Below are 24,535 nucleotides of genomic sequence, written 5' to 3' on the forward strand. Positions count from 1 at the left end.
GATAAGTTATGCCGTTTTTGGCTTATGTTTAATAAACCGGCAAACAGTCAAATTTTTAAAATTTTCGGTAAAATCTTATCCCCCAGAGTGTCGGGCGGTAAGCCCCAGTAATGACGCAGCCTGTGAGCCTTTCGTAACAATTCACCCCCAAGTTATCCACACAATTTAGCGATCTTGTTCACTTGCCAAAAGTCTCAATACTCACTATCTTGTTATCTATCCACTACCCACCCCCTATATATTGTGTTTACATACTGAACAATACACTACGACCTCAGTGATTATCTTAATCATGGAGTGCGTAAATTTGTGCTGTATAGACACTGAGTAAGGGGAACAAAGGTCACGAACACATGAACCAAAGCCTACTTGTTACTAAACGCGATGGCAGTAAAGAACGCATCAATCTGGATAAAATCCACCGGGTCATCGACTGGGCCGCGGAAGGTTTACATAACGTCTCAGTATCTCAAGTAGAATTGCGTTCACACATTCAGTTTTATGATGGCATCAAAACCGCTGATATCCACGAAACCATCATCAAAGCCGCCGCAGATTTGATCTCGCGTGATGCACCGGATTACCAATATCTGGCCGCGCGTCTGGCTATTTTCCATCTGCGCAAAAAAGCCTATGGTCAGTTTGAGCCACCAAAATTATTCGCCCATGTGACGAAAATGGTGGAGATGGGCAAATATGACAAACATCTGCTGGAAGATTACACCGCAGAAGAGTTCGAACAGATGGACACTTTCATCGACCATTGGCGCGATATGAACTTCTCCTATGCTGCTGTTAAGCAGTTGGAAGGTAAATATTTGGTGCAAAACCGCGTCAGCGGCGAGATCTATGAAAGTGCCCAATTCCTGTACATCCTGGTTTCCGCCTGCCTGTTCTCTAACTACCCGCGCGAAACCCGCATGGATTACATCAAGCGTTTCTATGATGCGATCTCTACCTTTAAGATCTCATTACCAACGCCCATTATGTCCGGTGTCCGCACCCCGACCCGCCAATTCAGCTCTTGCGTATTGATCGAGTGTGGTGACAGCCTGGATTCCATCAATGCCACTTCCAGCGCCATTGTGAAATATGTGTCACAACGCGCCGGTATCGGCATCAATGCGGGCCGTATCCGTGCGCTGGGTAGCCCAATTCGCGGCGGTGAAGCTTTCCATACCGGTTGTATTCCGTTCTATAAACACTTCCAAACGGCGGTGAAATCCTGTTCACAGGGTGGTGTACGTGGTGGTGCAGCCACCCTGTTCTACCCGATGTGGCATTTGGAAGTGGAAAGCCTGCTGGTGCTGAAAAACAACCGTGGGGTGGAAGGTAACCGCGTGCGTCATATGGATTACGGCGTACAAATCAACAAGCTGATGTATCAGCGCTTGCTGAAAGGTGAAGATATCACCCTGTTCAGCCCATCTGATGTTCCAGGGTTGTATGACGCGTTCTTCGCCGATCAAGACGAATTTGAGCGCCTATATACCCAATACGAACAAGATGACAGCATCCGTAAACAACGTGTCAAAGCGGTCGAGTTATTCTCTTTGATGATGCAAGAACGTGCTTCTACTGGCCGTATCTATATTCAGAACGTGGATCACTGCAACACCCACAGCCCGTTTGACCCGAAAATTGCGCCGGTGCGCCAGTCAAACCTGTGTCTGGAAATTGCTTTGCCAACCAAGCCGTTAAATGACATTAACGACGAAAATGGTGAAATCGCGCTCTGTACCTTGTCTGCGTTTAACCTGGGTGCGATTGACAGCCTTGATGATTTAGAAGACTTGGCGGTACTGGCAGTACGCGCGCTGGATGCCTTGCTGGATTACCAAGATTACCCGATTGCCGCTGCAAGACGTGGGGCGATGGGTCGCCGTACCTTGGGCATCGGTGTGATTAACTTTGCCTATTATCTGGCGAAAAATGGCGTTCGTTACTCTGATGGCAGTGCCAACAACCTGACTCACCGCACCTTTGAAGCTATTCAGTACTATTTGCTGAAAGCCTCAAATGAGCTGGCCCGTGAGCAAGGTGCTTGTCAGTGGTTCAACGAAACCACCTATTCACAGGGTATTTTGCCAATTGATACCTATAAGAAAGATTTGGATACCATCAGTGACGAACCTTTGCATTACGATTGGGAAACGCTGCGTAAGGATATCCAAACCCACGGCCTGCGTAACTCCACGCTGTCAGCACTGATGCCTTCCGAGACATCCTCGCAGATCTCCAATGCCACCAATGGCATTGAACCACCACGCGGCTATGTCAGTATCAAAGCCTCGAAAGATGGTATCCTGCGTCAGGTTGTTCCTGAGTATGAGCGTTTAAAAGATGCTTATGAACTGCTGTGGGATATGCCAAATAACGATGGTTATCTGCAACTGGTTGGTTTGATGCAGAAATTCGTCGACCAGGCGATTTCAGCTAACACCAATTATGACCCAACCCGCTTCCCATCAGGCAAAGTGCCGATGAAGCAGTTGCTGAAAGATTTGCTCACCACCTACAAATTTGGCGTAAAAACCCTTTACTATCAAAACACCCGCGATGGTGCTGATGATGTGCAGGAAGATATCCAAAGTCAGCCGGGTGATGACGACTGTGAAGGCGGTGCATGTAAGATCTGATTTTGAGTTCAGGCCCTCCTGATGATTCCTTTAAGGGGTCATCACGGGCCTATCTTCATTTGCCCTTTGCTGTCCCTGAGGAAATCATGGCCTATACCACTTTTTCGCAAAATAAAAACAACCAGTTACTCGAACCGATGTTCTTTGGCCAATCCGTCAACGTGGCGCGTTTCGACCAACAGAAATATGAGATCTTCGAGAAACTGATCGAAAAACAACTCTCGTTTTTCTGGCGTCCGGAAGAGATTGATGTTTCCCGCGATCGTATTGATTACAACGCCCTGCCAGATCACGAAAAACACATTTTTATCAGTAATCTGAAATACCAAACGTTGTTAGACTCCATCCAGGGCCGTAGCCCTAACGTCGCCCTGTTGCCGCTTATCTCTATTCCTGAGCTGGAAACCTGGGTTGAAACCTGGTCATTTTCAGAAACCATTCACTCACGTTCTTACACTCATATCATCCGTAATATCGTTAACGATCCTTCGGTTGTGTTTGATGATATCGTGACCAACGAAGAGATCCTCAAACGCGCAAAAGATATCTCAGCCTATTACGACGATCTGATTGAGATGACCAGCTACTACCATCTGCTGGGGGAAGGCACCCATCAGGTGAACGGTAAGACTGTCGTGGTGAATCTGCGCGAGCTGAAAAAACAGCTTTATCTGTGTTTGATGAGTGTGAATGCGCTGGAAGCGATCCGTTTCTATGTCAGCTTCGCCTGCTCCTTTGCCTTTGCCGAGCGCAAGCTGATGGAGGGTAACGCTAAAATCATCAAAATGATTGCTCGTGATGAAGCCCTGCATCTGACCGGTACTCAACATATTCTTAATTTGATGAGTTCAGGCAAAGATGACCCGGAAATGGCTGAAATTGCTGAAGAATGTCAGCAACAATGCTATGACTTGTTTTTCCTTGCTGCGCAGCAAGAAAAAGAGTGGGCGGAATACCTGTTCCGTGACGGCTCAATGATTGGTCTGAACAAAGACATCTTGTGCCAGTACGTGGAATACATCACTAATATCCGCATGCAAGCAGTAGGACTCAAAGTACCATTCGATGCCCGCACTAACCCCATTCCGTGGATTAACTCTTGGTTAGTGTCTGATAACGTGCAAGTTGCACCGCAGGAAGTTGAAGTCAGTTCTTATCTGGTCGGTCAGATTGATTCAGAAGTCAATGCCGATGACCTGAGTGATTTCGAGCTGTAATCCATGAAATCCATTGTGACGTTGAGCACCACCGGTGCTCAACTTAACCGCCCCGATAATAGCCGTAACTTGCTAGAAACGCTTGAATATCATCAGGTACCCATCGAATACCAATGTCGCTCTGGCTATTGCGGCTCCTGCCGCCTGCGCTTGCTGAAAGGCGAGGTCTGCTATCAACAGCAGCCGCTGGCATTTATTCAAGATGGCGAGATCCTGCCCTGTTGTTGTCAGCCAAAGGGCGATATTGAAATCGAGCTTTAATATACCCGTCATACTTCAAGCTGCTTGTGCATGACCTGCTTTCCTGCAACTCGAATTATTTAGAGTATCAAATAGATAAATCAGCCAATCGGATTTCACCTATAATCAGCCTGTTGAATAGATGATATTTTTACATCTGGAATTAAAATCATAGGGACAAAAGATGAAAAGACTGTCAATTGCCATAACCAGCCTGTTAATGGCCGCCTCTGCCAGCACTATTGCTGCAACCGAGCCACCACTTAATCAACAACAGCCGTTAGAGAAGATTGCGCCTTATCCACAAGCTGAAAAAGGCATGAGCCGCCAGGTCATTTTCCTCGAGCCACAAGAAGACGAAAGTCGCTTCAAAGTTGAATTGCTGATCGGCAAAACCATTGAAGTTGACTGCAACCGCCATATGCTCGGTGGCAATCTGGAAACCAGAACCTTATCCGGCTGGGGCTTTGACTATTTGGTGATGGATAAAATTTCCGAACCGGCCTCAACCATGATGGCTTGCCCGGATAACACCCGCCGCCCACAATTTATCGCCGCCAATCTGGGTGATGCCGCCATGCAGCGCTATAACAGCCGCTTGCCAATTGTGGTTTATGTACCGCAGGGCGTTGATGTGAAATACCGGATTTGGGAAGCAGGAAAAGACGTTAGAAGTGCGCAGGTGAAGTAAACCGCGCTAACAACGGCATCAGACAAAAGGCAGAACACAACTTCTGCCTTTTTCGTTGTCACGCTACACGCAATGATAGCTACAAAATCTCAACCACTTCCAGCCAACCGTGCTGACCACAAATCGGGCTGCCTTTTAACCAGCGGCGCAACATATCTAATGCCAGCATGGCACTACTTTCCTGACGAATGCGTAAACCATGTCGGCTGGCCTGATAACGCACCGTCTGGGCAAAAGTTCCATCAGGGGTATGCAGCGCAACACTCAGACAATCATGTTGCATGGCCCCTACCGCCAGCACCGTTTGCGCACCACACAGCATCGATAATGACTGAGCGCGGCCCGCTACCTCGGCTAATGACTCCTGACAATGGGCCGGTAGCAACTCGCCCCCAGCCAAGGGTGCCGCGGCGCTTTGCAATTGCCAGTGCAGCAAGCCAGCGGTAAATTGTTCGCTGACGGCCAGCAATAATCCACGTTGGTTCAATTGCTCACTCAACAATGCCGGTAAGCCGCGCGTGCCTTCGAATATCGTGCTATCACCCGCCACGGCCCTGACCTGCTGCCAAACATCTTCCATCGCCGCTTGTTGCGAAGCTGGCCCGGTGAGTTTCAGCTCAATAATAGGTGCAGATGAACGATAACCAAGCACCGCGCCGTCCGGAAGCGGTAATGAGTCCAATTCGAGTGCCAAATCACTTTCTGAGCGGCCAAAAGTGGTCATGCGCAGACACAATGGTGGCTCTGCCACATCAAAATGTTGACGTAAGCGCGGCATAATCTGCTGTTCAACCATCACTTTAAATTCTGACGGCACCCCTGGGGTGAAAAACATCAGGCACTTATTAAGCCGTAAAGCGAAACCGCAGGCAGTTCCAACCGGGTTATCCAGCATTTCCGCATTCGCCGGAATATGAGCTTGTTTGCGGTTAGTCGATGACATCACGCGGCCGCGCTCTTGAAAGAAAGCCTCCATCCGCGCAATCCATTCCGGATGCTCAATCAGCTCCGTCCCGGCAGCGCGTGCTGCTGCCAACGCGCTCAAGTCATCACTGGTCGGCCCAAGGCCGCCATTAACAATCAGCACATCAGCCACCTGGCTCCGCTCCGTCAGCACCTCAATAAGAGCGGAAAGTGAATCACCGACAGTCTCCCGACTACTGATTGGCAATCCCTGATTAAATAAATAATCTGCCAACCATGCCGCGTTGGTATCAATAATCTGCCCATGCAGCACTTCATCCCCGGTACTCAACATCTCAACTCTGATCATTTTCTTCTCCGTTGGTGCTTATACATTCACTTTATGAAGCTCCCTGCCTAAACACAATCGTTATCCATTATCAGAATGAATAAGAATGGCAAAAGCCTCTATTTCAGCACCCTGAACACCGTAATTATAAGTTTACACCTTGCGTAACGTCGATTTGACACAAATGGAGCGATCTACTACCCTGCTGCACTCAATAATTTCAATAAGTTGTCATGTAGTAGAGGAAAGCGTGAAGAATCGCACTCTGGGCAGTATATTTATCGTTGCTGGCACCACTATTGGTGCTGGCATGTTGGCAATGCCACTGGCGGCAGCGGGAGTCGGTTTCGGCGTCACCCTCGCATTATTAGTTTTTCTTTGGGTATTAATGTGTTACACCGCATTATTGTTGGTAGAAGTGTATCAACATGAAGCGGCAGATACCGGGCTTGGTACTTTAGCTAAGCGCTATCTCGGCAATCGGGGGCAATGGCTCACCGGTTTTAGCATGATGTTTTTGATGTATGCGCTGACTGCCGCCTACATCAGCGGTGCCGGTGAGTTACTGGCAACCAGTATCAGCCAATGGACTCAACAATCATTTCCAACCTACCTCGGCGTATTGTTGTTTACACTCGTGGCCGGCGGTGTGGTTTGTATTGGCACCCATTCTGTTGATTTATTTAACCGCATCTTATTCAGCGCCAAAATTATCTTCCTGATAGTCATGCTGTCACTGATGATGCCGCATATAGAAAAAACCAACTTATTGACGATGCCGCTGGAGCAAGGGTTAGCGCTTTCTGCTATTCCGGTGATTTTCACCTCATTTGGCTTCCACGGCAGCGTGCCCAGTATTGTCAATTATATGGGTGGCAATATTCGCAAACTGCGCTGGGTATTTATTATCGGCAGTGCCATCCCACTAATTGCGTATATTTTCTGGCAGTTAGCAACATTAGGGGCCATTTCCTCCCATACTTTTGTCGGGATATTAGCGCAGCAAGCCGGTTTGAATGGTCTATTACAAGCCGTGCGTGATGTGGTGGCCTCCCCGCATGTTGAGCTGGCCGTTCATCTGTTTGCCGACCTGGCGCTGGCAACCTCATTCTTAGGGGTCGCCTTGGGTCTGTTTGATTATCTGGCCGATTTATTTAAACGCCGCAATTCAGTACGGGGTCGCCTGCAAACCGGCGCGATTACCTTTGTGCCACCGCTATTATTCGCGCTGTTTTACCCACGTGGCTTTATTATGGCGCTGGGTTTTGCCGCGGTCGCATTATCAGTATTAGCATTAATCCTACCCGCGATGCTGGCGTGGAAAGCACGTAAAATCCATCAGGGGAATTATCGTGTCTGGGGCGGGAAACCGGCTTTGGCCGCCGTATTTGCTTGTGGTGTGTTGGTGATTGGCATTCAGGTAGGGATAGTGACTGGCGCATTACCCGCAGTCGGGTAATTCAGTCCATAAATATAAAAAGGCGCATCTCCTGTCAGGAATGCGCCCTGCTTTAATCAACACCACCAATATATTAGCCAAAGTCATTGGCGTTACAGCTAGGCAGCAAATGAACAAATCCCGATGAGCTGACTCATGTCAGTGATTCGGGTGAGTGAATGCAGCTAACAACGCTGTAGCGTCAAGGACGCAGGATAATCAGAAGTTCAGACCAGCGCCGATATACACACCATCCGCTACGCGATTATCACGACGCCCGTCTTTACCTTCCATATTGATATAGCGATAGCCGACATCAACAGTTAATGGGCGGAATACATTCCAGCGCAGGCCGCCATTGGCTTCACTGTAGGACTTCATCCCACTGGTCAGTTCTTCAGGCGCGAAATAGCCTTCGCCGTACAGAGTAAATGATTTGTTGATTGGGTAAGTTAGCCCGCCGCCAATGGCTACTGCACCACCACTGCTACCATCTTCCGGTGACATATAAATGCCTTTGCCGCCGACAGTTGCCATCAATGGGCCAAGTGGTAAGTTAAAACCGAGACCTAACCCATAGACATCACCATCGTGATCACTACGCGCCCAGTTGCCACTGATAGCCAACCCGCCGGTGTTAGTGCCCATACCAAAACCCAGGTTGGTATAATCACTACCCACTTCACCATTAAGACTTATTGCACTGGCTGAACCTGCCACAAGCAGCAGACCGGCTGCGCACGCGGCTAAAGATTTATTCATATTATTCTCTCATTATCCATGATGTCACCTGTGAGCCAATTCTCACTGACAGGTTTTTCCGCCCCGAGTTTAACCGAAAAAAACCGCAGAAACACACGTAAAAACCGATTAAATACCACAGTATTTCAAATGATTGTAAATACTCATGCAATTGACATGTCTTATGTTAGCAATAGTAACGATAAGGTTTACCTATTTGCTGAATACAGGTAATAAGGCTACAACTAGTGTGGAGATCAAAGAATAAACCGCTGATGTTGTTTAAGTTATTATTTTGCCAATCTGACTTTTGGTGAAATCTCATACTGTAAAACACCCAATACGCAATCAATTCAACAGCTATACTGGAGAAAATGATGAGCAAAAAGAAAGGATTAACCACCGCAGCAGGTGCTCCCGTCGTTGATAATAATAATGTGGTGACTGCTGGCCGACGTGGCCCGATGTTGTTGCAAGATGTCTGGTTCCTGGAAAAACTGGCCCATTTTGATCGTGAAGTAATCCCAGAACGCCGTATGCATGCTAAAGGCTCTGGTGCTTACGGTACCTTCACTGTCACCCATGACATCACTCAATATACTCGCGCCAAAATTTTCTCTGAGGTTGGTAAACAAACCGAAATGTTTGTGCGTTTCTCAACGGTAGCAGGCGAGCGTGGTGCGGCCGATGCCGAACGTGATATCCGTGGTTTTGCCATGAAATATTACACCGAGGAGGGTAACTGGGATTTGGTCGGTAACGATACGCCGGTATTCTATTTACGTGATCCACTGAAATTCCCGGATCTAAATCACGTGGTTAAACGTGACCCACGCACCAACCTGCGCAATCCAACTTATAAATGGGATTTCTTCTCCCAGCTTCCTGAATCACTACACCAGCTCACTATCGATTTCAGTGACCGTGGTCTGCCAAAATCATATCGCCATATGCACGGATTCGGCAGCCATACTTTCAGCTTTATCAATGCCAAAAATGAGCGCTTCTGGGTTAAATTCCATTTCCGCTGCCAGCAAGGTATTGAGAACCTTATGGATGATGAGGCTGAAAAACTGGTTGGTCAGGATCGTGAAAGTTCCCAACGTGATCTGTATGAAGCCATTGAACGCGGTGATTTCCCGCGCTGGAAGCTACAAATTCAGGTGATGCCGGAGCATGAAGCCTCACAAACCCCGTATAACCCATTTGATCTGACCAAAGTATGGCCGCACGGCGACTATCCACTGCTTGATGTCGGTTTCTTCGAACTGAACCGCAACCCAGAAAACTACTTTGCTGAAGTCGAGCAAGCTTCATTCAACCCGGCCAACGTGGTGCCCGGTATCAGCTTCTCCCCAGACCGTATGTTGCAAGGCCGCCTCTTCTCTTACGGCGACGCAGCTCGTTATCGTTTAGGGGTGAATCATCATCAGATCCCGGTGAACAGTGCTAAATGCCCATTCCATAATTATCATCGCGACGGCGCAATGCGCGTTGATGGTAACAGTGGTAATGGTGCGACTTATGAGCCAAACAGTTTTGGTCTGTTCCAGGAACAACCTGATTTCAGTGAGCCACCATTAACCCTGGAAGGCGCGGCAGATCACTGGAATCACCGGGAAGATGATGATTACTACTCCCAACCACGGGCATTATTTAATTTGCTCAGTGCAGAAGAGCATCAGCGGATGTTTACCCGTATCGCCGGTGAGTTGTCCCAAGTTCCGGAAGAAATTCAGCGCTGTCAGGTAGCACTGTTTGAGAAGGTTCACCCAGATTATGGTGCTGGGGTGAAGCAGGCGCTGGGGTTAAAGTAGCATTGTTGTGATCGATTAGGTGATCAGGATTGGTTGCTTGGTGATCTGGATCGGTTGATGGTTGCCAAGTGATCCGTTCGGTTGTTAGAGCACCGGAGCTGATTTCGGTTGATAGTCGATTAGGTGATCGGTTCGGTTGATATGAGATCGGTGTTCACTTAACTACAGGTGCCTCAACCGCCAAAGGGGTTACAAGCGCGTAACCCCCTTGGAACCCCTGCGCTTACGCACGTATCGCTTGCCTGCTTCGCTGGTACCCTCGATTCATCATTTCGCTGACGGGACGGTGTGATTCGCATCCATGCTCAAGCACACCTCAACCCGCCGTCCATGGCGGGTTGCCCTTGCTACACTCTTCACTCGGCAGCTCAAATGTGCTTTTAAACTTCAAAACCTAAAAACAGGGTTTTGAATTGGCTTTTGATGTTGAGCGCAATCAGGAATGTTGCCGACAAGGATGGAGGGTAGAGTGAGCGGACATGGACAAATCTGCCGGGAGCAGATTTGAACGCTGCTAGCAGCGGCCCCGAAGGGGTGCCTCGAAGAGGCTATAATCGCGCTGGCTCGTCAGCCCGAAAGACGCAGGAGGTTTACCCGTAGGGCAATATTTCGCGCAAGCGCGGGATTCCACAAGGGGGCCGCTGCCCCCTTTGGCGGTTGGTACATCGGAGGTTAAGTTAACTCAGTTGCTCTAACAACCGAACCCGATCACTAACTCAACTTAACTTAACCACAAAATCCGCCACCCCGCGCCGCGATACCTTAATCCCCCCCGTTTTAAGCTCTGCCGGTAAACGATAGAAAGCCACCGGGCGCTGGAATACCGCCAATTGTGGCGCTAACCAATCCGCTAATACGGCGTCATTCACCGAATCATCAGCATCAATTACAGCTACGGGCCGGTGACCGAATTCAGTATCAGCGACAGGAACCACAAAAGCTTGCTGTACCCCCGGATATTGCAGTAAAACTCGTTCAATATCCTCAGGTTGAATACCCTCACCGCCGCTGAAAAATAGATTATCCAGCCGCCCAAGAATACGTAATTCGCCTTGCTGCCATTCACCACGATCACGGGTATGGAACCAACCATCACTGTCAGTTAGAGGTCGTAACTGCCCTTGCTGCCAATAACCGGCTGCCAGACACGCGGCTTTCACCCAAACTTCACCCTCGACTAATTTCACCTGTCGCCCTTCCAGCGCGACACCAACACCAGGCAAACCATCAGCGCGTTTAGCACACACCGTTGAGGCTGATTCTGTCAGGCCATAGCCACACCAGCAGCGAATTCCGCGCGCTTCAGCTTGCTCAGTCAGCGCAGTAGGGATGGTCGCCCCCCCGAGTAACACCTCTTTCAAGCTGAGTGGCTGCTCTGAACTTTCAAGCAAGCGCCAAAGCTGGGTTGGCACCAACGAGGCATGGCTGCAACCTGCCAGCGCGTCAGATAACGGCGCACCCGCTTGCACAGCAAGGGTTGCTCCGGCACTTAACCAGCGCCAGACAATACCCTGCCCGGAGACATGAAATAGCGGTAATGATAGCAACCAGCAGTCATTAGCGGTGAAATTCATCAATCGCAATACGCCATCGGCACTGACCAGATGCGCCGCCAATGTGTGTACTGCCGCTTTGGGTAACCCTGAAGATCCGGAGGTCAATGTCATGGTTGCCAGCCGTTGGCTATCCCATGCCGGAGTATTTTCCGCTGCATGTGCTGGCGTGAAATTCAGTGGGATAAAGCGCAATTGCGCAGGCAATGGTTCGGCCAGATTCAGCATAAAATCAATATCAAGCTGCGGCAAAAGTTGCGTCAACAATGATGCTGGCAATTGGGGGTTAAGCGGTAAAATGCGCGCGGCGCACTGTAATGCCGCCAGATACGCCAGCAGCAATGAATAACTGTTTTTACCGCGCAACACCACGCCACAACCGGGAGCCACACCTTGCTGTTGAAAGCCAGCGGCCAGATTATTAATATCGGTGGCTAACTGTTGCCAACTGATCCGTTGCGACCCCGAGCGTATCGCTATCGCCTGAGGTTGCAAATTGGCCCAATGTTGCCATGGAAATAAATCCGTCCAAGGCCAATCAGTTAGCTGTGCCATAGCACATCCAGTTGGTCGACAGTCAGCATCGGCAGCGTGCTATCCGGCCATTGGCGGACCAATTGCGCCTGCATCAGACTCAATGTATCCAACCCCGGCACTGTTGCTGGGGTTAGCCAATCCGCCAGGCGAGCCAACTGAGTCAGCCCCAAACTCGACTCAATACTGGAGCTGATCACCGCCACCAATCCTGCTTGATGCGCTTGCTGCACCAATTGCTGGCAACGCGCGATACTGCCCACCAGCGTCGGCTTGATGACAATGGCTGCCACACCCGGTTCGGCTTCCACCTGAAAATCCGCCTCGCGCACACTCTCATCCCAGGCAATGGCAATGCCGGTGTCACGTGCAAACTCACGGGATTCGGCGCGAGTTTTACAGGGTTCTTCCAGAAACGCGATGCGCGAGCGCAATTCAGGATTAACATATTTGGCAAAACCGTCTGCTTTAGCCCGCGTCCAACTGCGATTGGCATCCAGCCGCAGTGTCAAATCAGGCAACGCCTCCAGCAGCACATTGACAATCATACCATCGCGCACCGCTTCATATAACCCAACTTTCACCTTGGCAACTTTCTCGCCCGGTAATGCTTGTAACACGGCGAACAGCTCATCAGGGTCACCGGTACACAGCGGGGCTTTGCGGTAATCCGCCGACAGTGGCAATAATTTATCAAGCTCCGCCAGCGCGCAACTGAGGCCAAAAGCCACCGAGGGCAAGGGCCCGAGATCAAGCTCTGCGCCATTTACCCAGCGCTGTAACTCGGCGATTGCAGCAGCTTGTGCCTCTGGCAACGTTTCCTGGCTGAACTCCGGCAAGGGAGCAATTTCGCCCCAGCCGGTCTGCTCGCCTTGCTGCAATTTCACCAGCAATCCATCGCGGCTTTTTAGCCGCTGATGCCGCAGTATCACCCCCGCTTCCATCGGGATGCTATAGCGGTAAAGTGTGGCCGCGCGCATTACGGATTACGCTTGAATTTGCTGAAGTCTGGCTGGCGTTTCTCATTGAATGCGTTACGCCCTTCCTGACCTTCATCTGTCATATAGAACAACATGGTGGCGTTACCGGCCAGCTCTTGCAGGCCCGCCTGACCATCGCAGTCGGCATTTAATGCGGCTTTCAGGCAGCGCAGTGCCATTGGGCTGTTTTGCAGCATTTCACGACACCAGCGCACCGTCTCTTTTTCCAGATCCGCCAGCGGTACCACCGTGTTCACCAGCCCCATATCTAATGCTTGTTTAGCATCATACTGACGGCATAAGAACCAGATTTCGCGCGCTTTTTTCTGACCGACAATGCGAGCCATATAGGCCGCACCCCAACCACCATCAAATGAACCCACTTTTGGCCCAGTCTGGCCGAAAATAGCATTATCAGCAGCAACAGTGAGGTCACACATCATATGTAATACATGACCGCCGCCAATAGAATAACCGGCAACCATTGCTACAACTGGTTTCGGGCAAGTACGAATTTGACGTTGGAAATCCAGCACATTCAGATGATGGGTACCGCTCGCATCCTGATAACCGCCGTAGTCACCGCGGACTTTCTGATCACCGCCGGAGCAGAAGGCTTTTTCACCTTCACCGGTCAAAATGATGACACCAATATTGTCATCATAGCGGGCATCAGCCAGCGCCTGAATCATCTCTTTAACCGTTAACGGGCGAAATGCGTTACGCACATGAGGGCGGTTGATGGTTATCTTGGCGATCCCATCACTGGATTTGTGATAACGAATATCTTCAAACCCAGCGGAGCAATCTTGCCATTCAATGGCGGCGTACAGTTGTTCTTCGCTCGGATAAAGCATAGTCAGCGTTCCTTTAACGGGAGGGTGGTAAAAATGAAGACTGTGATAAAAATGAAAGCACCTGCGCGGCAAAAGCCCCAGGGTTCGCCCGATGCGCATTGTGCCCCGCACGGGCCAGTGTTCGTAATGGCAACTTATATTGATGAGCCAATTGCTGGAATTTGTGGTCACGCTCACCACACAGATAGGTGTACGGGACTCTCAGGCGTTGCAGAGCCGGTAATAGCCAAGGCTGATGCCCCAGTGAGGTGGCTTCGAGCATATCCGCCACCGCCGGGCCATGATTATTGGCTCGCAGCGCGACCAATTGTTCACGCTGCTGCGAATCCAAATCAGCAAATACCTCCTGCTGATACCAGTCAGCCAACACCTGTGGCAATGGTTCGTGACGAAAGCGCTGCGCCCATTGGCAATCTTGCTCAAAGCGCGCTTTTCGCAGCTCTTCGCTTTCTAGCCCGAGATTGCCCCCTTCGACCAGCAGCCCTTGCAAACCAACCTGATGACCATAGCAGGCGTGATACATCGCAATTCTGCCGCCTAAAGAATAGCCCGCCAGCCAATATTCGCGAATGCCATTAGCCTGCAATGTTTCGGTTATCTGGCGGCTGATATCTGCAAAGCCAGTGGTCGTCAGGGCCACCGAGTTACCGTGTCCCGGCAAATCGATAAGCAGTGAGGGGTAATCGCCACATAGTTCCGCTACCGGTAGCCAATCCTGACCACTACCCAATAAACCATGCAGCCAGACCAGCCACGGCCCGGTATGCTGCCGTGCTGGAGATTGGGGATGTGGGTCGAGTTTACGGCAGGCCAGCGTCATAATTGGGCCACCTGTTGTACCAGTTGTTGCAGTGTTTCTGCCCCCTGACTCGGCGGTACCTCTATTTCGATCAATGTGACGCCACCGCGCAGCCAGCATTGCTCGACTTGCTGTTTGAGCATCAACCAGCTTTCTGGCCGGGAGTAACCTAAACCGAACATCGCCGCAGCATGTTCAAAATTCACATTCTGTGGCATGCAATAAAAACGCTGACGGTCAGCTTCTGGTGTCGGCAGCAGAGAGAAAATCTGCCCGCCATTATTGTTCACCACCAGTAGCACCGTAGGAGCGGAACTTTGGCGCAATAGCGCCAGAGCATTAAGGTCATAAAGCGCCGATAAATCTCCAACTATCGCCAGTGTTGGCTTAGCGGTGGCGCGCTGGACACCGGCGGCGGTCGATAACAAACCATCAATCCCGCTGGCTCCGCGATTACTGTAAACCGGATACCCCGCAGGCAACTGCCCCAGCGCATCAATCAAACGGACAATCAAACTGTTGCCGACAAAAAGCTGGCCATTTTCCGGTAATAATTCAGCCAACAGGTGGGCAACCGCCGCTTCACTGAATTGTTCGTTCAGTGCTTCGGCAACATAAGCATGAGCGTTTTCCGCCCAGAGAATCAGCTCGGAAGCCCAGGGTGTGCGGCGTAGCGCCGGGTGTTGTTCTAACCACTCATTCACCGGAGAGATAATCCGGCGACCACGGTGATTCGCCGGATCAAGACGACCCGCGATGTTATCCACCAGCCAGTATTCTTGCGGCTGGCATTGTGCCTGCCACTGCAACAGACGTTTACCGGTTAGGCTGCTACCAAACTGTAAGACAATCTGTGCCTGAGCCAGCACCAGTTGTGCACTTGGGTGCGCGAGCCACAGGTCGGCACAAGGTAGCGGTTGGCCGGTTTGCGACAACACATCGCCAATCAGCGGCCAGCCGAGTAATTCGGCCCATTGCGCCAACTGTTCGCCCTCTTCGGCAGTCATGCGCCCGGCAATCACCACGCCACGCTTTTGCCGCCAGAAAAACCAGTCGGCTTGCTCTGTTTGCGGCAAAGCACGGGATTGGCGCAGCCAGGGATGGCAATCTTGCCACCAGTCACCCAAGGCGGCAGACCAGTCGGCATAGCATTGTTCATCACCGCCATAGAGCGGTTCAGCAAACGGGCAGTTAACATGCAAGCCGCCGTGGTGCAATTGCGCCATCGCACTGTCGATGGTTGAAACCAGCCAACTGGCAGGAATATCCGGTGTGGGGCGAGGCAGATTAAGGCTGGCGGTCGGATGGCTGGCGAACATGCCTTGCTGGCGAATCGCCTGATTGGCACCGCAATCAATTAATTCTGGTGGGCGATCGGCGGTCAATAAGATTAAGCGCTCACCGGTCAGCCCGGCTTCAATTAAGGCTGGATAAAGATTAGCCGCCGCAGTGCCGGAAGTGACAATAACCGCCACCGGCTCAGTTGAAGCTTTCGCCAACCCCAATGCCAGATGCCCCAAGCCGCGCTCATCAAAATGAGTATGGCAAACCAGCGACGGATTAGCCGCCGCCGCCAAGGTGAGCGGTGTCGAACGGGAACCCGGTGCAATACAGATATGACGCACACCGTGGCGACTCAACGCCTCCAGTAGTAATGCCGCCCAACGACGGTTAAAAACGCTTGTCGACATGGTTCGCCTAAAAGTCAGTTAACAGGCACTGCGACCCCAATGATCAGCGTGAGGAACCAAACTATCCGCTGAAAAAGCCCGGAGTGACTGATTAATGGTTAAATTTTTACCGTTATCTACAACAAAACCGGTTTGCATTGGCTCTGGCTGACAGTTTACACCTGCTGCATGGGGGCGACAATCCGCCCACATAATGAGTGCGGTTAATTATCACACTTCATGATTATTATCTGGCTTCAAATTTGCCAGCAAAGTACGTAATCCCGCTGATTTATTATTAATTTCCTGCCATTCTTGCTCTGCGTCAGAACCGGCGACAATACCAGCACCGGCATACAGATGAACCTGTTTATCCTCCACCCAAGCCGAACGTAATGTCACACTGAATTCAGTTTGCTTTAGCGAAAGATAACCGGCAGAACCGGCATACCAGCCACGAGAAAAAGGCTCGTTTTCTGTAATAAACTGCCGGGCAACATTGCGCGGTAGCCCCGCCACCGCCGCCGTTGGTTGCAGTCGGTGCAAGCAGTCAGCATCATTAGCATGATTAAGTTGCGCATGGATACAGCGGCGTAAATGCTGCACTTTACGCAGGCGGATAACTTCAGGCGGCATGACATCCACCGCGACCACCCCGCCTTGCAAACGCTGGCAAATATCATCGACCACCAGCAAATTCTCACGTTGATTCTTTTCATCATGCATCAGCCAATCAGCTAATTTAGTGGCATGGGTGATATCGTCATCATTTGACGCAGTTCCTGCCAGCGCTTCTGTTTCCAGGTGGTGAAGCTGGCGCAAATACAAGCGCTCAGGGCTGGAACCCAGAAATGCCCGCAAGCCATCAAAGCGCAGCATAAAGTGGAAACAATGATGATTCACCTGGCGGCTGGCTGCCATAAAGGCCGCACAAGAGAGAGGCTTATCCAACATTAAGCGGGTCGCCCGAGCCAGAACCACTTTCTCCATTTTTTGCTGCTCAATGTTGCCCAGAGCCTGTTCAATCAGGCGGCTCCACTGCGGGTATTCCGGCATATGACTGGCAGCTTCAACCACCACGTCTAATGCAGGTAAGGGTTTAGCAGCAACCAGTTGATCAATAAAGGCGATGGCGAGTAAGGCGTCTTGCGCGAGGGAGTCGTCACTGACCAGATTTAGGGTCAAATGAGTATTTTTGCCGCACCGTAAAATCTCAATGCGCGGTAAAAACAGGAAACTGGTCTGGGTCTGTTGGGGCAAATCTGGAGAAGGTTCGGCCATGCTGACCGGTTCAAAAGCATTCAGCCCCCACACACGCAACCCCGCAACAGCGCTGTGCTGTTGGATAAATTGGTCAGCCGATAGTACATCGTTGAATTGCCGGGTTTGACCACAGACTGCGGCCTCTTCATGGCCTTCGCGATGATGCCAGTAGAATTGAGGAAAATGACGTTGAGCCGCGAGCCACTCAAGCAATTGATTCCCTACTTGTCCCGGTGTGGGCAAGATAATTTGCCGAATACCGGCCTGGTCAGGGAAATCGGCATGTAACTTTTGCCGTAATTCGCCCAACAAACCAGAAAGTTGCTTCACGACCACCTCGGCAAATCAACAGAAAGAGTGGGATTATACGGGGCATGAATAATAAGAAAAGTCAGATTGAAAAGTTATTGTTACTTATCACACTAATATTTGATATTGATGTTTTTATATACTCAACAAGGGGTATTTAGCAGGACGAGTTCAACTCTGTTCGTGAAAAGGGGCTATAGCCCCTCAAGGTAATGACAAGGTGCTGATAGATCAGTGAGTGAAGGGTTTACCGCACCTTGGGGCACTTCGACGGCTGATGCCGTTACGACCCCAACGGCACGATTCCCCTTCATTTAACTTTATCAGCAATAGCAGCCCCTTTTGAGGTGGATGTTGTCTCTCAACGCCGCGCCAGCAATAATCCAATAACCAACCCGACAGTGGCACCAATTCCCACACTGCACCAGGGCTTGTCGCGCACATAATCATCGGTGCAACACGCCAGCGCTTTTGCCCGTTTGATATAGCATTCACTGCGGCCACTCAAACGGTACTGAACCTCCTTTAGCGCTTTCTCCGCACGCGCTTTGATTTCCTGATAACTTTCATCCGCCGCATCACCGGAAGCACGCAGTACCTCTTCCAGAGTATCGGTGAGCATAGTCAGATCGTCATCCAGCGAAGTTTGCTGTTCTTTATCTCGGTTCATGTGAATTCTCCATGAGTGAAAAAAGTGCATCCCTTAAGGTTAGTCGAAAATAGTCAGCACAGGAGTGATTCACTGCAAGGATAGGTTTTTCCGGATTAATCCGGAGCAGAGGTCGATAACGAACCAGTTTAGGTGTGCCTGAGTTGAAAATATCAGCAAATACTTCTCATGCTAATTAATTACATTGAAAAATCTTTACGGAATTGTTAATTTATCTAAATAATAGTTAATGACTCTGCCCATCTCGCGGCCATCGAACCTCTAAAAAACACTACAAAATATAAGAATAATTTATTTTTAGCCGCGACTACTTCGCGCAATCACCCGATCCAAGAGAAACTCTCGATGGAAAAAAACGCACCCGCCACGACCATTTTCAATGATCAAAATGGAACCGGTTTTACCCGCAGAGAACTGTTAGTGGGCCTCGCCTCCACGATGGTTGCCACTTCCTTATTGGGCTACCCGTTCTTAACCCAAGCCGAGCAGCAGACCGCCGCCGCCAACCCACTGGCTTTTGCCCGGTTCTTTAAATTGTCGCAAACCTTGACCGAGCATCAGGATATTGACCAAGGTATGTCAGCGCGTATCTTCACCGCACTGCATAACAGCGACCAACAATTCCCCTCTCAAATCAGTCAGTTGACGGCTCTCATGCAAGACGGACAGAGCGCGCAACAACTGCAGGCACTGGCGCAACAGCATCAGCTACAAAAAACCGTCAGTGCGATTGTTGCCGCCTGGTATACCGGCACTGTCGGCCATGGGCAGCAAGCGGTTTTGATTGCCTATAAAGATGCGCTGATGTATCGCCCCGCCAGTGACGCCCTGGTTGTCCCCACCTATTGCGGCAATGGCCCGCTGTGGTGGACAGCTACCCCACCTGATATCAACCAGCCAAAACCTGTCAACGAGAGCCATTCCTGATGAAAAAACCTATTTTTAGTGCCGACGGCAACGCCTCGGCGGATGTCATTATTGTCGGTTCCGGCATTGTCGGCGGCATGATGGCAGACCAACTGGTTGCTCAGGGCTACTCGGTATTGGTATTAGAAGCGGGTTTGCGTATCGATCGCGGTCAGGCGGTTGAAAACTGGCGCAATATGCCTTTCGATAATCGTGCCGGTTCTGATTACCAAGGTTTATATCCACAATCTGAATTTGCCACCGCCCCACTTTACTTCCCGGAAAATAACTATGTCGAGCTGACCGGCCCCAGTGCCAGTAGCTTTAAACAGGGTTATCTGCGCACCGTCGGCGGCACCACCTGGCATTGGGCGGCCTCCTGCTGGCGGCATGTTCCCAACGATTTTCAGATGAAAACCCTGTATGGCGTCGGTCGCGATTGGCCCATCTCTTATGATGAGTTGGAACCCTACTATTGCCGCGCTGAAGATGAGATTGGCGTCGCCGGGCCGAACGATCCCAAGCTGCAATCCCCGTCCGAGCGCAGCAAGCCTTATCCAATGGATATGGTGCCTTGGGCGCACGGTGATATCCGTTTTGCCGAAGTGGTGAATCCACACGGTTACCAATCGGTACCTATTCCGCAAGGGCGCAGTACCCGCCCGTGGGAGGGTCGACCAACCTGCTGTGGTAACAATAATTGCCAACCTATTTGCCCTATCGGTGCGATGTATAACGGCATCCATCATATAGAACGTGCGGAAATGAAAGGTGCAGTGGTATTAGCCGAAGCCGTGGTTTACAAAATTGATACCGATGACCAAAACCAGGTCACTGCGGTCCATTGGCTGGATAACAAAAAGCAGTCTCATCAAGCAACCGGCAAAGTGTTCGCGCTGGCCTGTAATGGTATTGAAACCCCGCGCCTGCTGCTGATGGCGGCGAATGAGAAAAACCCGAACGGTATTGCCAATTCATCCGATCAGGTTGGCCGCAATATGATGGATCACTCCGGTTTCCACTGTACATTTTTAGCCAAAGAGCCGCTGTGGTTGGGGCGTGGGCCAGCACAAAGCAGTTGTCTGGTCGGGCCGCGTGACGGCGAATTCCGCAAAGATTACTCCGCAAACAAAATGATCCTCAATAACATCAACCGCGTATTACCCGCCACACAACAGGCGCTGGAAATGGGGTTGGTGGGCAAAGCGCTGGATGAAGAGATCCGCCGCCGGGCTGCTTATGGCGCTGATTTGTCGATAAGCCTTGAACCGCTGCCAGATCCAGACAACCGCCTGACATTAAGTCAAACCCGCAAAGATGCTCATGGCTTACCCTGCCCGGATATCCATTACGATGTCGGTGATTATGTGCGCAAAGGTGCCGAAGCGGCACATAAGCAACTGGAGCATATCGGCCAGTTGTTTGAAGCGGATGAATTCAAAATCACCACCAGCCTGAATGCCAATAACCACATCATGGGTGGCACCATTATGGGCAGCAACCCGCAAGATTCGGTGGTTGATGGCAATTGCCGCACCTATGACCATGCCAACTTATGGCTGCCCGGTGGCGGTGCTATTCCGTCAGCCAGTGTGGTCAACAGCACATTGACCATGGCTGCATTGGGGCTGAAAGCCGCCGATGATATGGCGCGTTTACTGGCGGGAAAATGATGAAAAAATTGATCGCAACCAGCCTGTTTTCACTGTCTTTATTCGCCGCTGGCGTGTGTGCATCAGAGCATGCATCACTCAGCGAACAGCAGTGGATCGAAAAAGGCGAACAAGTGGCTATCGCCTCTGACTGCCAGGCCTGTCATACCAAACCTGAGGGCGGAAAACCCTTCTCCGGCGGTTATGGCATCAGCTCGCCGATGGGGATGATTTATTCCACCAATATCACCCCATCCACGGTTGACGGAATTGGCAAGTACAGTGAAGCAGAGTTTGCTCGTGCAGTTCGCGATGGCATTCGTGCTGATGGCAGCCACCTCTATCCGGCGATGCCTTATACCTCTTACACCAAGCTAAGTGATGAAGACATTCATGCGCTGTATGTTTACTTTATGCATGCGGTGCCAGCAATTGATGAAGAGAATATTCCCACCGCACTTCCCTTCCCGTTCAATATGCGCTTTGCCATGTTGGGCTGGAACATGATGTTTCTGGATAAAGGCCGCTTTGAACCGGATAGCAGTAAGAGTGATCAATGGAATCGCGGTGCTTATCTGGTTAATGGGCCGGGTCACTGTGATACCTGCCATACACCACGTAACTTATTGATGGGTGAAGATACTGGCAAAGCCTTTGCCGGCGGTATGGTCGGGCCGTGGTATGCACCGAATATTACGTCAGATGCCATCAGTGGTATTGGTGGCTGGAGTAATGCTCAACTGGTGGAATACCTGAAAACCGGTCGTGTGGCCGGTAAAAATCAGGCGGCGGGAGGAATGGCGGAAGCGGTACAAAATAGCCTGCAATATCTGCCGGACAGTGATTTACAGGCGATCGCCCTTTACCTAAAAAGCACCACACCGGTACGTGATCCGCAGGATACTCAACCCGCCGACAGTTTTGGCAAGGCGTTGAATGTGGAGATCGGCCTACGCGGTCAGCATCCGTCTACGGCGAATAACACGCTAGACAGCGGTGCGGCGTTGTTCAGTGGCAACTGCGCCAGTTGTCATCAGCCCGACGGTAGCGGCAGTAAAAATCAGGCTTATCCTTCCCTGTTCAATAACACCGCCACCGGCTCTTCCAACCCGGCCAATCTGATTTCTGCCATATTGTTTGGGGTGGATCGTAAAGTGGGTGATGAGCATATATTGATGCCACATTTTGGCCCGCAATCTTATGTTAATCCGCTGAATGATAAACAGATCGCTCTGATTGCCAATTATGTTCTGCACAGTTATGGCAACCCGGCGGTCACCGTCAGTGAAGCGGATGTTGCAGAATTGCGTGCTGGCGGGCCTGTACCACTGCTGGCAAGGCTTCAGCCCTATATGGCTCCGGCGATGATTGCGGCGGTGATTGTGCTGTTAGCGTTGATATTTGTGTTAGGCAGAAAGCGCCGTAACACCAAGAAATAGCGGTGATAAACAGTGGCAAAGGGCGCTTACCCTTTGCCGCTGAACTCTCATTAAAACCGAATACAGCACGCCCCCTGCTCTGCGCCAGTCAATTGTTCGCGCAACGCGCCAAACAATTCACGACCACATCCCACATGGAAAGCCGAGATATCGGGTAATGCCGGGTGGCGAGTGGCCAGTTCGGCTTCATCCACCAGCAGCGAAAGTTCACCGCTGACACCATCAACCCGCACCCGATCGCCATTGCGAATTTTCGCCAGTAAGCCACCACAATAAGCCTCTGGTGTCACATGAATGGCAGATGGCACTTTACCGGATGCACCGGACAAACGGCCATCCGTGACTAACGCCACTTTAAAACCGCGATCCAGTAATACCCCCAGTGGCGGCATCAATTTATGCAATTCCGGCATACCAATGGCACGCGGCCCCTGATAGCGCACCACCACCACACAATCGCGGTCGAGCGCACCGGATTCAAACGCTGGCCCGACATCATGCTGGCTGTCAAACACCACGGCTGGCCCTTCAATAATTTGATGATCATGCGGTACGGCTGAGGTTTTCATCACCGCTCTACCCAGATTACCACTCAATACTTTAGTGCCGCCATGAGGTGAGAAAGGTTTGCTCAGACTGGCAATGACGCTGTCATCCAATGAACGTTCTGACCCACTGCGCCACTGCAACTGACCCGCGTCCAGATAAGGCTCTTGCGTGTAACGTTGCAGACCGAACCCGGCCACCGTATGAACATCCTCGTGCAACAAACCGCCTTGCAATAACTCTTGTATCAACAAAGCCACGCCGCCTGCGGCCTGGAAATAGTTAATATCCGCCGGGCCGTTAGGGTAAATGCGACACAACTGCGGGATCACTTCCGACAGTTCAGAAAAATCATCCCAATCAATGATTATGCCCGCCGAGCGCGCCATCGCCACCAAATGCATGGTGTGATTGGTCGAACCGCCGGTAGCCAGAAGCGCCACAATGCCATTCACCACCACTTTTTCATCCACCAATTGACCAACCGGCAAATAATTACTACTGGTTTGCGTCAAGCGCGTAACTTGCCGTGCCGCCGCGGCTGTCAGTGCATCACGCAGTGGCGTATTGGGCTGAACAAAAGAGGAGCCGGGCAAATGCAGCCCCATCACTTCCATCACCATCTGATTCGAGTTGGCGGTGCCATAAAATGTACAGGTACCGGCGCTGTGATAAGAGGCAGACTCGGCTTCCAATAGTGCATGTCGGTCAACTTTGCCCTCGGCATACAGTTGGCGCACTCGCACTTTTTCTTTATTGGACAGGCCGCTGGCCATTGGCCCTGCCGGCACAAAAACCGCCGGTAAATGACCAAATGACAACGCCGCCATCAGCAACCCCGGCACAATTTTGTCACACACACCGAGATACAATGCGCCATCAAACATATTGTGCGATAAGCCGATAGCCGCCGACATAGCAATCACATCGCGGCTCATCAGCGATAATTCCATGCCATCCTGCCCTTGCGTCACGCCATCACACATCGCAGGAACGCCCCCCGCCACTTGCCCGACCGCCCCCACTTGATGCAGCGCATCTTTAAGTTGTTGCGGATAATGCTCGTAAGGCTGATGAGCTGACAGCATGTCATTGTAGGAGGTAATAATGGCGATATCGCTGCGCACCATATTCTTCAGTGCGGCTTTATCCTCTGGCTGGCAAGCGGCAAAACCATGAGCCAGATTGCCGCAGGCCAATTGTGAGCGGTGAACGGTATTTTCTTTTGCCGCACTGATGCGTTGCAGATAGGCGGTACGGGTCGGCGCAGAACGCGCAATAATACGCTGCGTCACACGGGTAAGAGTCGGGTTCATCGCCAT

The 24,535-nt window shown here is 51.0% G+C and carries 19 protein-coding genes; 9 read left to right on the forward strand and 10 right to left on the reverse strand.

Going from position 1 to position 24,535, the window contains the following annotated elements:
* Positions 1-353 precede the first annotated feature (353 nt).
* The 4 genes from nrdA to eco all read left to right on the forward strand — a co-directional run bounded on the left by nrdA (position 354) and on the right by eco (position 4,787).
* Complete coding sequence (gene nrdA, locus HU019_RS13870; protein WP_174846972.1) at positions 354-2,639, forward strand: class 1a ribonucleoside-diphosphate reductase subunit alpha; 2,286 nt, start codon at positions 354-356, stop codon at positions 2,637-2,639.
* Between the two features lie 86 nt (positions 2,640-2,725).
* Positions 2,726-3,856, forward strand: coding sequence for a class Ia ribonucleoside-diphosphate reductase subunit beta (gene nrdB / locus HU019_RS13875; protein ID WP_174846971.1), 1,131 nt, complete (start codon positions 2,726-2,728; stop codon positions 3,854-3,856).
* Between the two features lie 3 nt (positions 3,857-3,859).
* Complete coding sequence (gene yfaE, locus HU019_RS13880) at positions 3,860-4,117, forward strand: class I ribonucleotide reductase maintenance protein YfaE (RefSeq protein WP_174846970.1); 258 nt, start codon at positions 3,860-3,862, stop codon at positions 4,115-4,117.
* Between the two features lie 163 nt (positions 4,118-4,280).
* A complete protein-coding gene (gene eco, locus HU019_RS13885; protein ID WP_005171589.1) occupies positions 4,281-4,787 on the forward strand; it encodes a serine protease inhibitor ecotin in 507 nt (168 codons plus the stop codon).
* 79 nt (positions 4,788-4,866) lie between these two features.
* Here eco and HU019_RS13890 read toward each other — a convergent pair whose 3' ends face one another.
* The gene (locus tag HU019_RS13890; RefSeq protein ID WP_174846969.1) at positions 4,867-6,060 is read right to left on the reverse strand and encodes a nicotinamide mononucleotide deamidase-related protein YfaY; all 1,194 of its coding nucleotides are present in this window, start codon (positions 6,058-6,060) and stop codon (positions 4,867-4,869) included.
* 229 nt (positions 6,061-6,289) lie between these two features.
* Between HU019_RS13890 and tyrP the strand changes: the two genes are divergently transcribed.
* Positions 6,290-7,498: a tyrosine transporter TyrP gene (gene tyrP, locus HU019_RS13895; protein WP_174846968.1), complete on the forward strand. Its 1,209-nt coding sequence runs from the start codon at positions 6,290-6,292 to the stop codon at positions 7,496-7,498.
* A 198-nt stretch (positions 7,499-7,696) separates the two neighbouring features.
* Here the strand turns inward: tyrP and HU019_RS13900 are convergent, their stop codons facing one another.
* Positions 7,697-8,239 carry a YfaZ family outer membrane protein gene (locus tag HU019_RS13900; protein WP_019083529.1) on the reverse strand — a complete coding sequence of 181 codons (543 nt, stop codon included), beginning with the start codon at positions 8,237-8,239 and terminating at the stop codon, positions 7,697-7,699.
* A gap of 356 nt (positions 8,240-8,595) precedes the next feature.
* On the opposite strand from HU019_RS13900, the gene katA reads away from it, so the two are divergent.
* Positions 8,596-10,035, forward strand: a complete 1,440-nt coding sequence (gene katA / locus HU019_RS13905; protein WP_174846967.1) for a catalase KatA — start codon at positions 8,596-8,598, stop codon at positions 10,033-10,035.
* A 716-nt stretch (positions 10,036-10,751) separates the two neighbouring features.
* Here the strand turns inward: katA and menE are convergent.
* The 7 genes from menE to HU019_RS13940 form a co-directional block, all read right to left on the reverse strand.
* Positions 10,752-12,143, reverse strand: a complete 1,392-nt coding sequence (menE, locus tag HU019_RS13910; protein WP_174846966.1) for an o-succinylbenzoate--CoA ligase — start codon at positions 12,141-12,143, stop codon at positions 10,752-10,754.
* Positions 12,131-13,102 carry an o-succinylbenzoate synthase gene (menC, locus tag HU019_RS13915; protein ID WP_174846965.1) on the reverse strand — a complete coding sequence of 324 codons (972 nt, stop codon included), beginning with the start codon at positions 13,100-13,102 and terminating at the stop codon, positions 12,131-12,133. Before menC ends, menE begins: the two co-directional genes overlap by 13 nt.
* Positions 13,102-13,959, reverse strand: a complete 858-nt coding sequence (gene menB / locus HU019_RS13920; RefSeq protein WP_019082037.1) for a 1,4-dihydroxy-2-naphthoyl-CoA synthase — start codon at positions 13,957-13,959, stop codon at positions 13,102-13,104. The genes menC and menB overlap by 1 nt, the downstream gene beginning before the upstream one ends.
* Positions 13,960-13,972: 13 nt before the next feature.
* Entirely contained in the window at positions 13,973-14,782 is an 810-nt protein-coding gene (menH, locus tag HU019_RS13925; protein WP_174847133.1) for a 2-succinyl-6-hydroxy-2,4-cyclohexadiene-1-carboxylate synthase, read from the reverse strand.
* Positions 14,776-16,449 (reverse strand): 2-succinyl-5-enolpyruvyl-6-hydroxy-3-cyclohexene-1-carboxylic-acid synthase, encoded by a 1,674-nt coding sequence (gene menD, locus HU019_RS13930; protein WP_174846964.1) that lies wholly within the window; start codon positions 16,447-16,449, stop codon positions 14,776-14,778. Before menD ends, menH begins: the two co-directional genes overlap by 7 nt.
* A gap of 210 nt (positions 16,450-16,659) precedes the next feature.
* Positions 16,660-18,021: an isochorismate synthase MenF gene (menF, locus tag HU019_RS13935; RefSeq protein WP_174846963.1), complete on the reverse strand. Its 1,362-nt coding sequence runs from the start codon at positions 18,019-18,021 to the stop codon at positions 16,660-16,662.
* A gap of 340 nt (positions 18,022-18,361) precedes the next feature.
* Entirely contained in the window at positions 18,362-18,670 is a 309-nt protein-coding gene (locus HU019_RS13940) for an ElaB/YgaM/YqjD family protein (RefSeq protein WP_174846962.1), read from the reverse strand.
* Positions 18,671-19,015: 345 nt separating this feature from the next.
* Between HU019_RS13940 and HU019_RS13945 the strand changes: the two genes are divergently transcribed.
* The 3 genes from HU019_RS13945 to HU019_RS13955 are packed head-to-tail and all read left to right on the forward strand — an operon-like array spanning position 19,016 to position 22,667.
* Positions 19,016-19,597 carry a sorbitol dehydrogenase family protein gene (locus tag HU019_RS13945; RefSeq protein WP_174846961.1) on the forward strand — a complete coding sequence of 194 codons (582 nt, stop codon included), beginning with the start codon at positions 19,016-19,018 and terminating at the stop codon, positions 19,595-19,597.
* Positions 19,597-21,249, forward strand: coding sequence for a GMC family oxidoreductase (locus tag HU019_RS13950; RefSeq protein ID WP_174846960.1), 1,653 nt, complete (start codon positions 19,597-19,599; stop codon positions 21,247-21,249). Before HU019_RS13945 ends, HU019_RS13950 begins: the two co-directional genes overlap by 1 nt.
* Entirely contained in the window at positions 21,249-22,667 is a 1,419-nt protein-coding gene (locus HU019_RS13955; protein ID WP_174847132.1) for a cytochrome c, read from the forward strand. Before HU019_RS13950 ends, HU019_RS13955 begins: the two co-directional genes overlap by 1 nt.
* A 50-nt stretch (positions 22,668-22,717) precedes the next feature.
* On the opposite strand, the gene edd is transcribed toward HU019_RS13955, so the two are convergent.
* A complete protein-coding gene (gene edd, locus HU019_RS13960) occupies positions 22,718-24,529 on the reverse strand; it encodes a phosphogluconate dehydratase (RefSeq protein ID WP_174846959.1) in 1,812 nt (603 codons plus the stop codon).
* Between the last annotated feature and the right edge of the window lie 6 nt (positions 24,530-24,535).

The sequence above is a fragment of the Yersinia artesiana genome (assembly GCF_902726545.1).
Taxonomy (GTDB): domain Bacteria; phylum Pseudomonadota; class Gammaproteobacteria; order Enterobacterales; family Enterobacteriaceae; genus Yersinia; species Yersinia artesiana.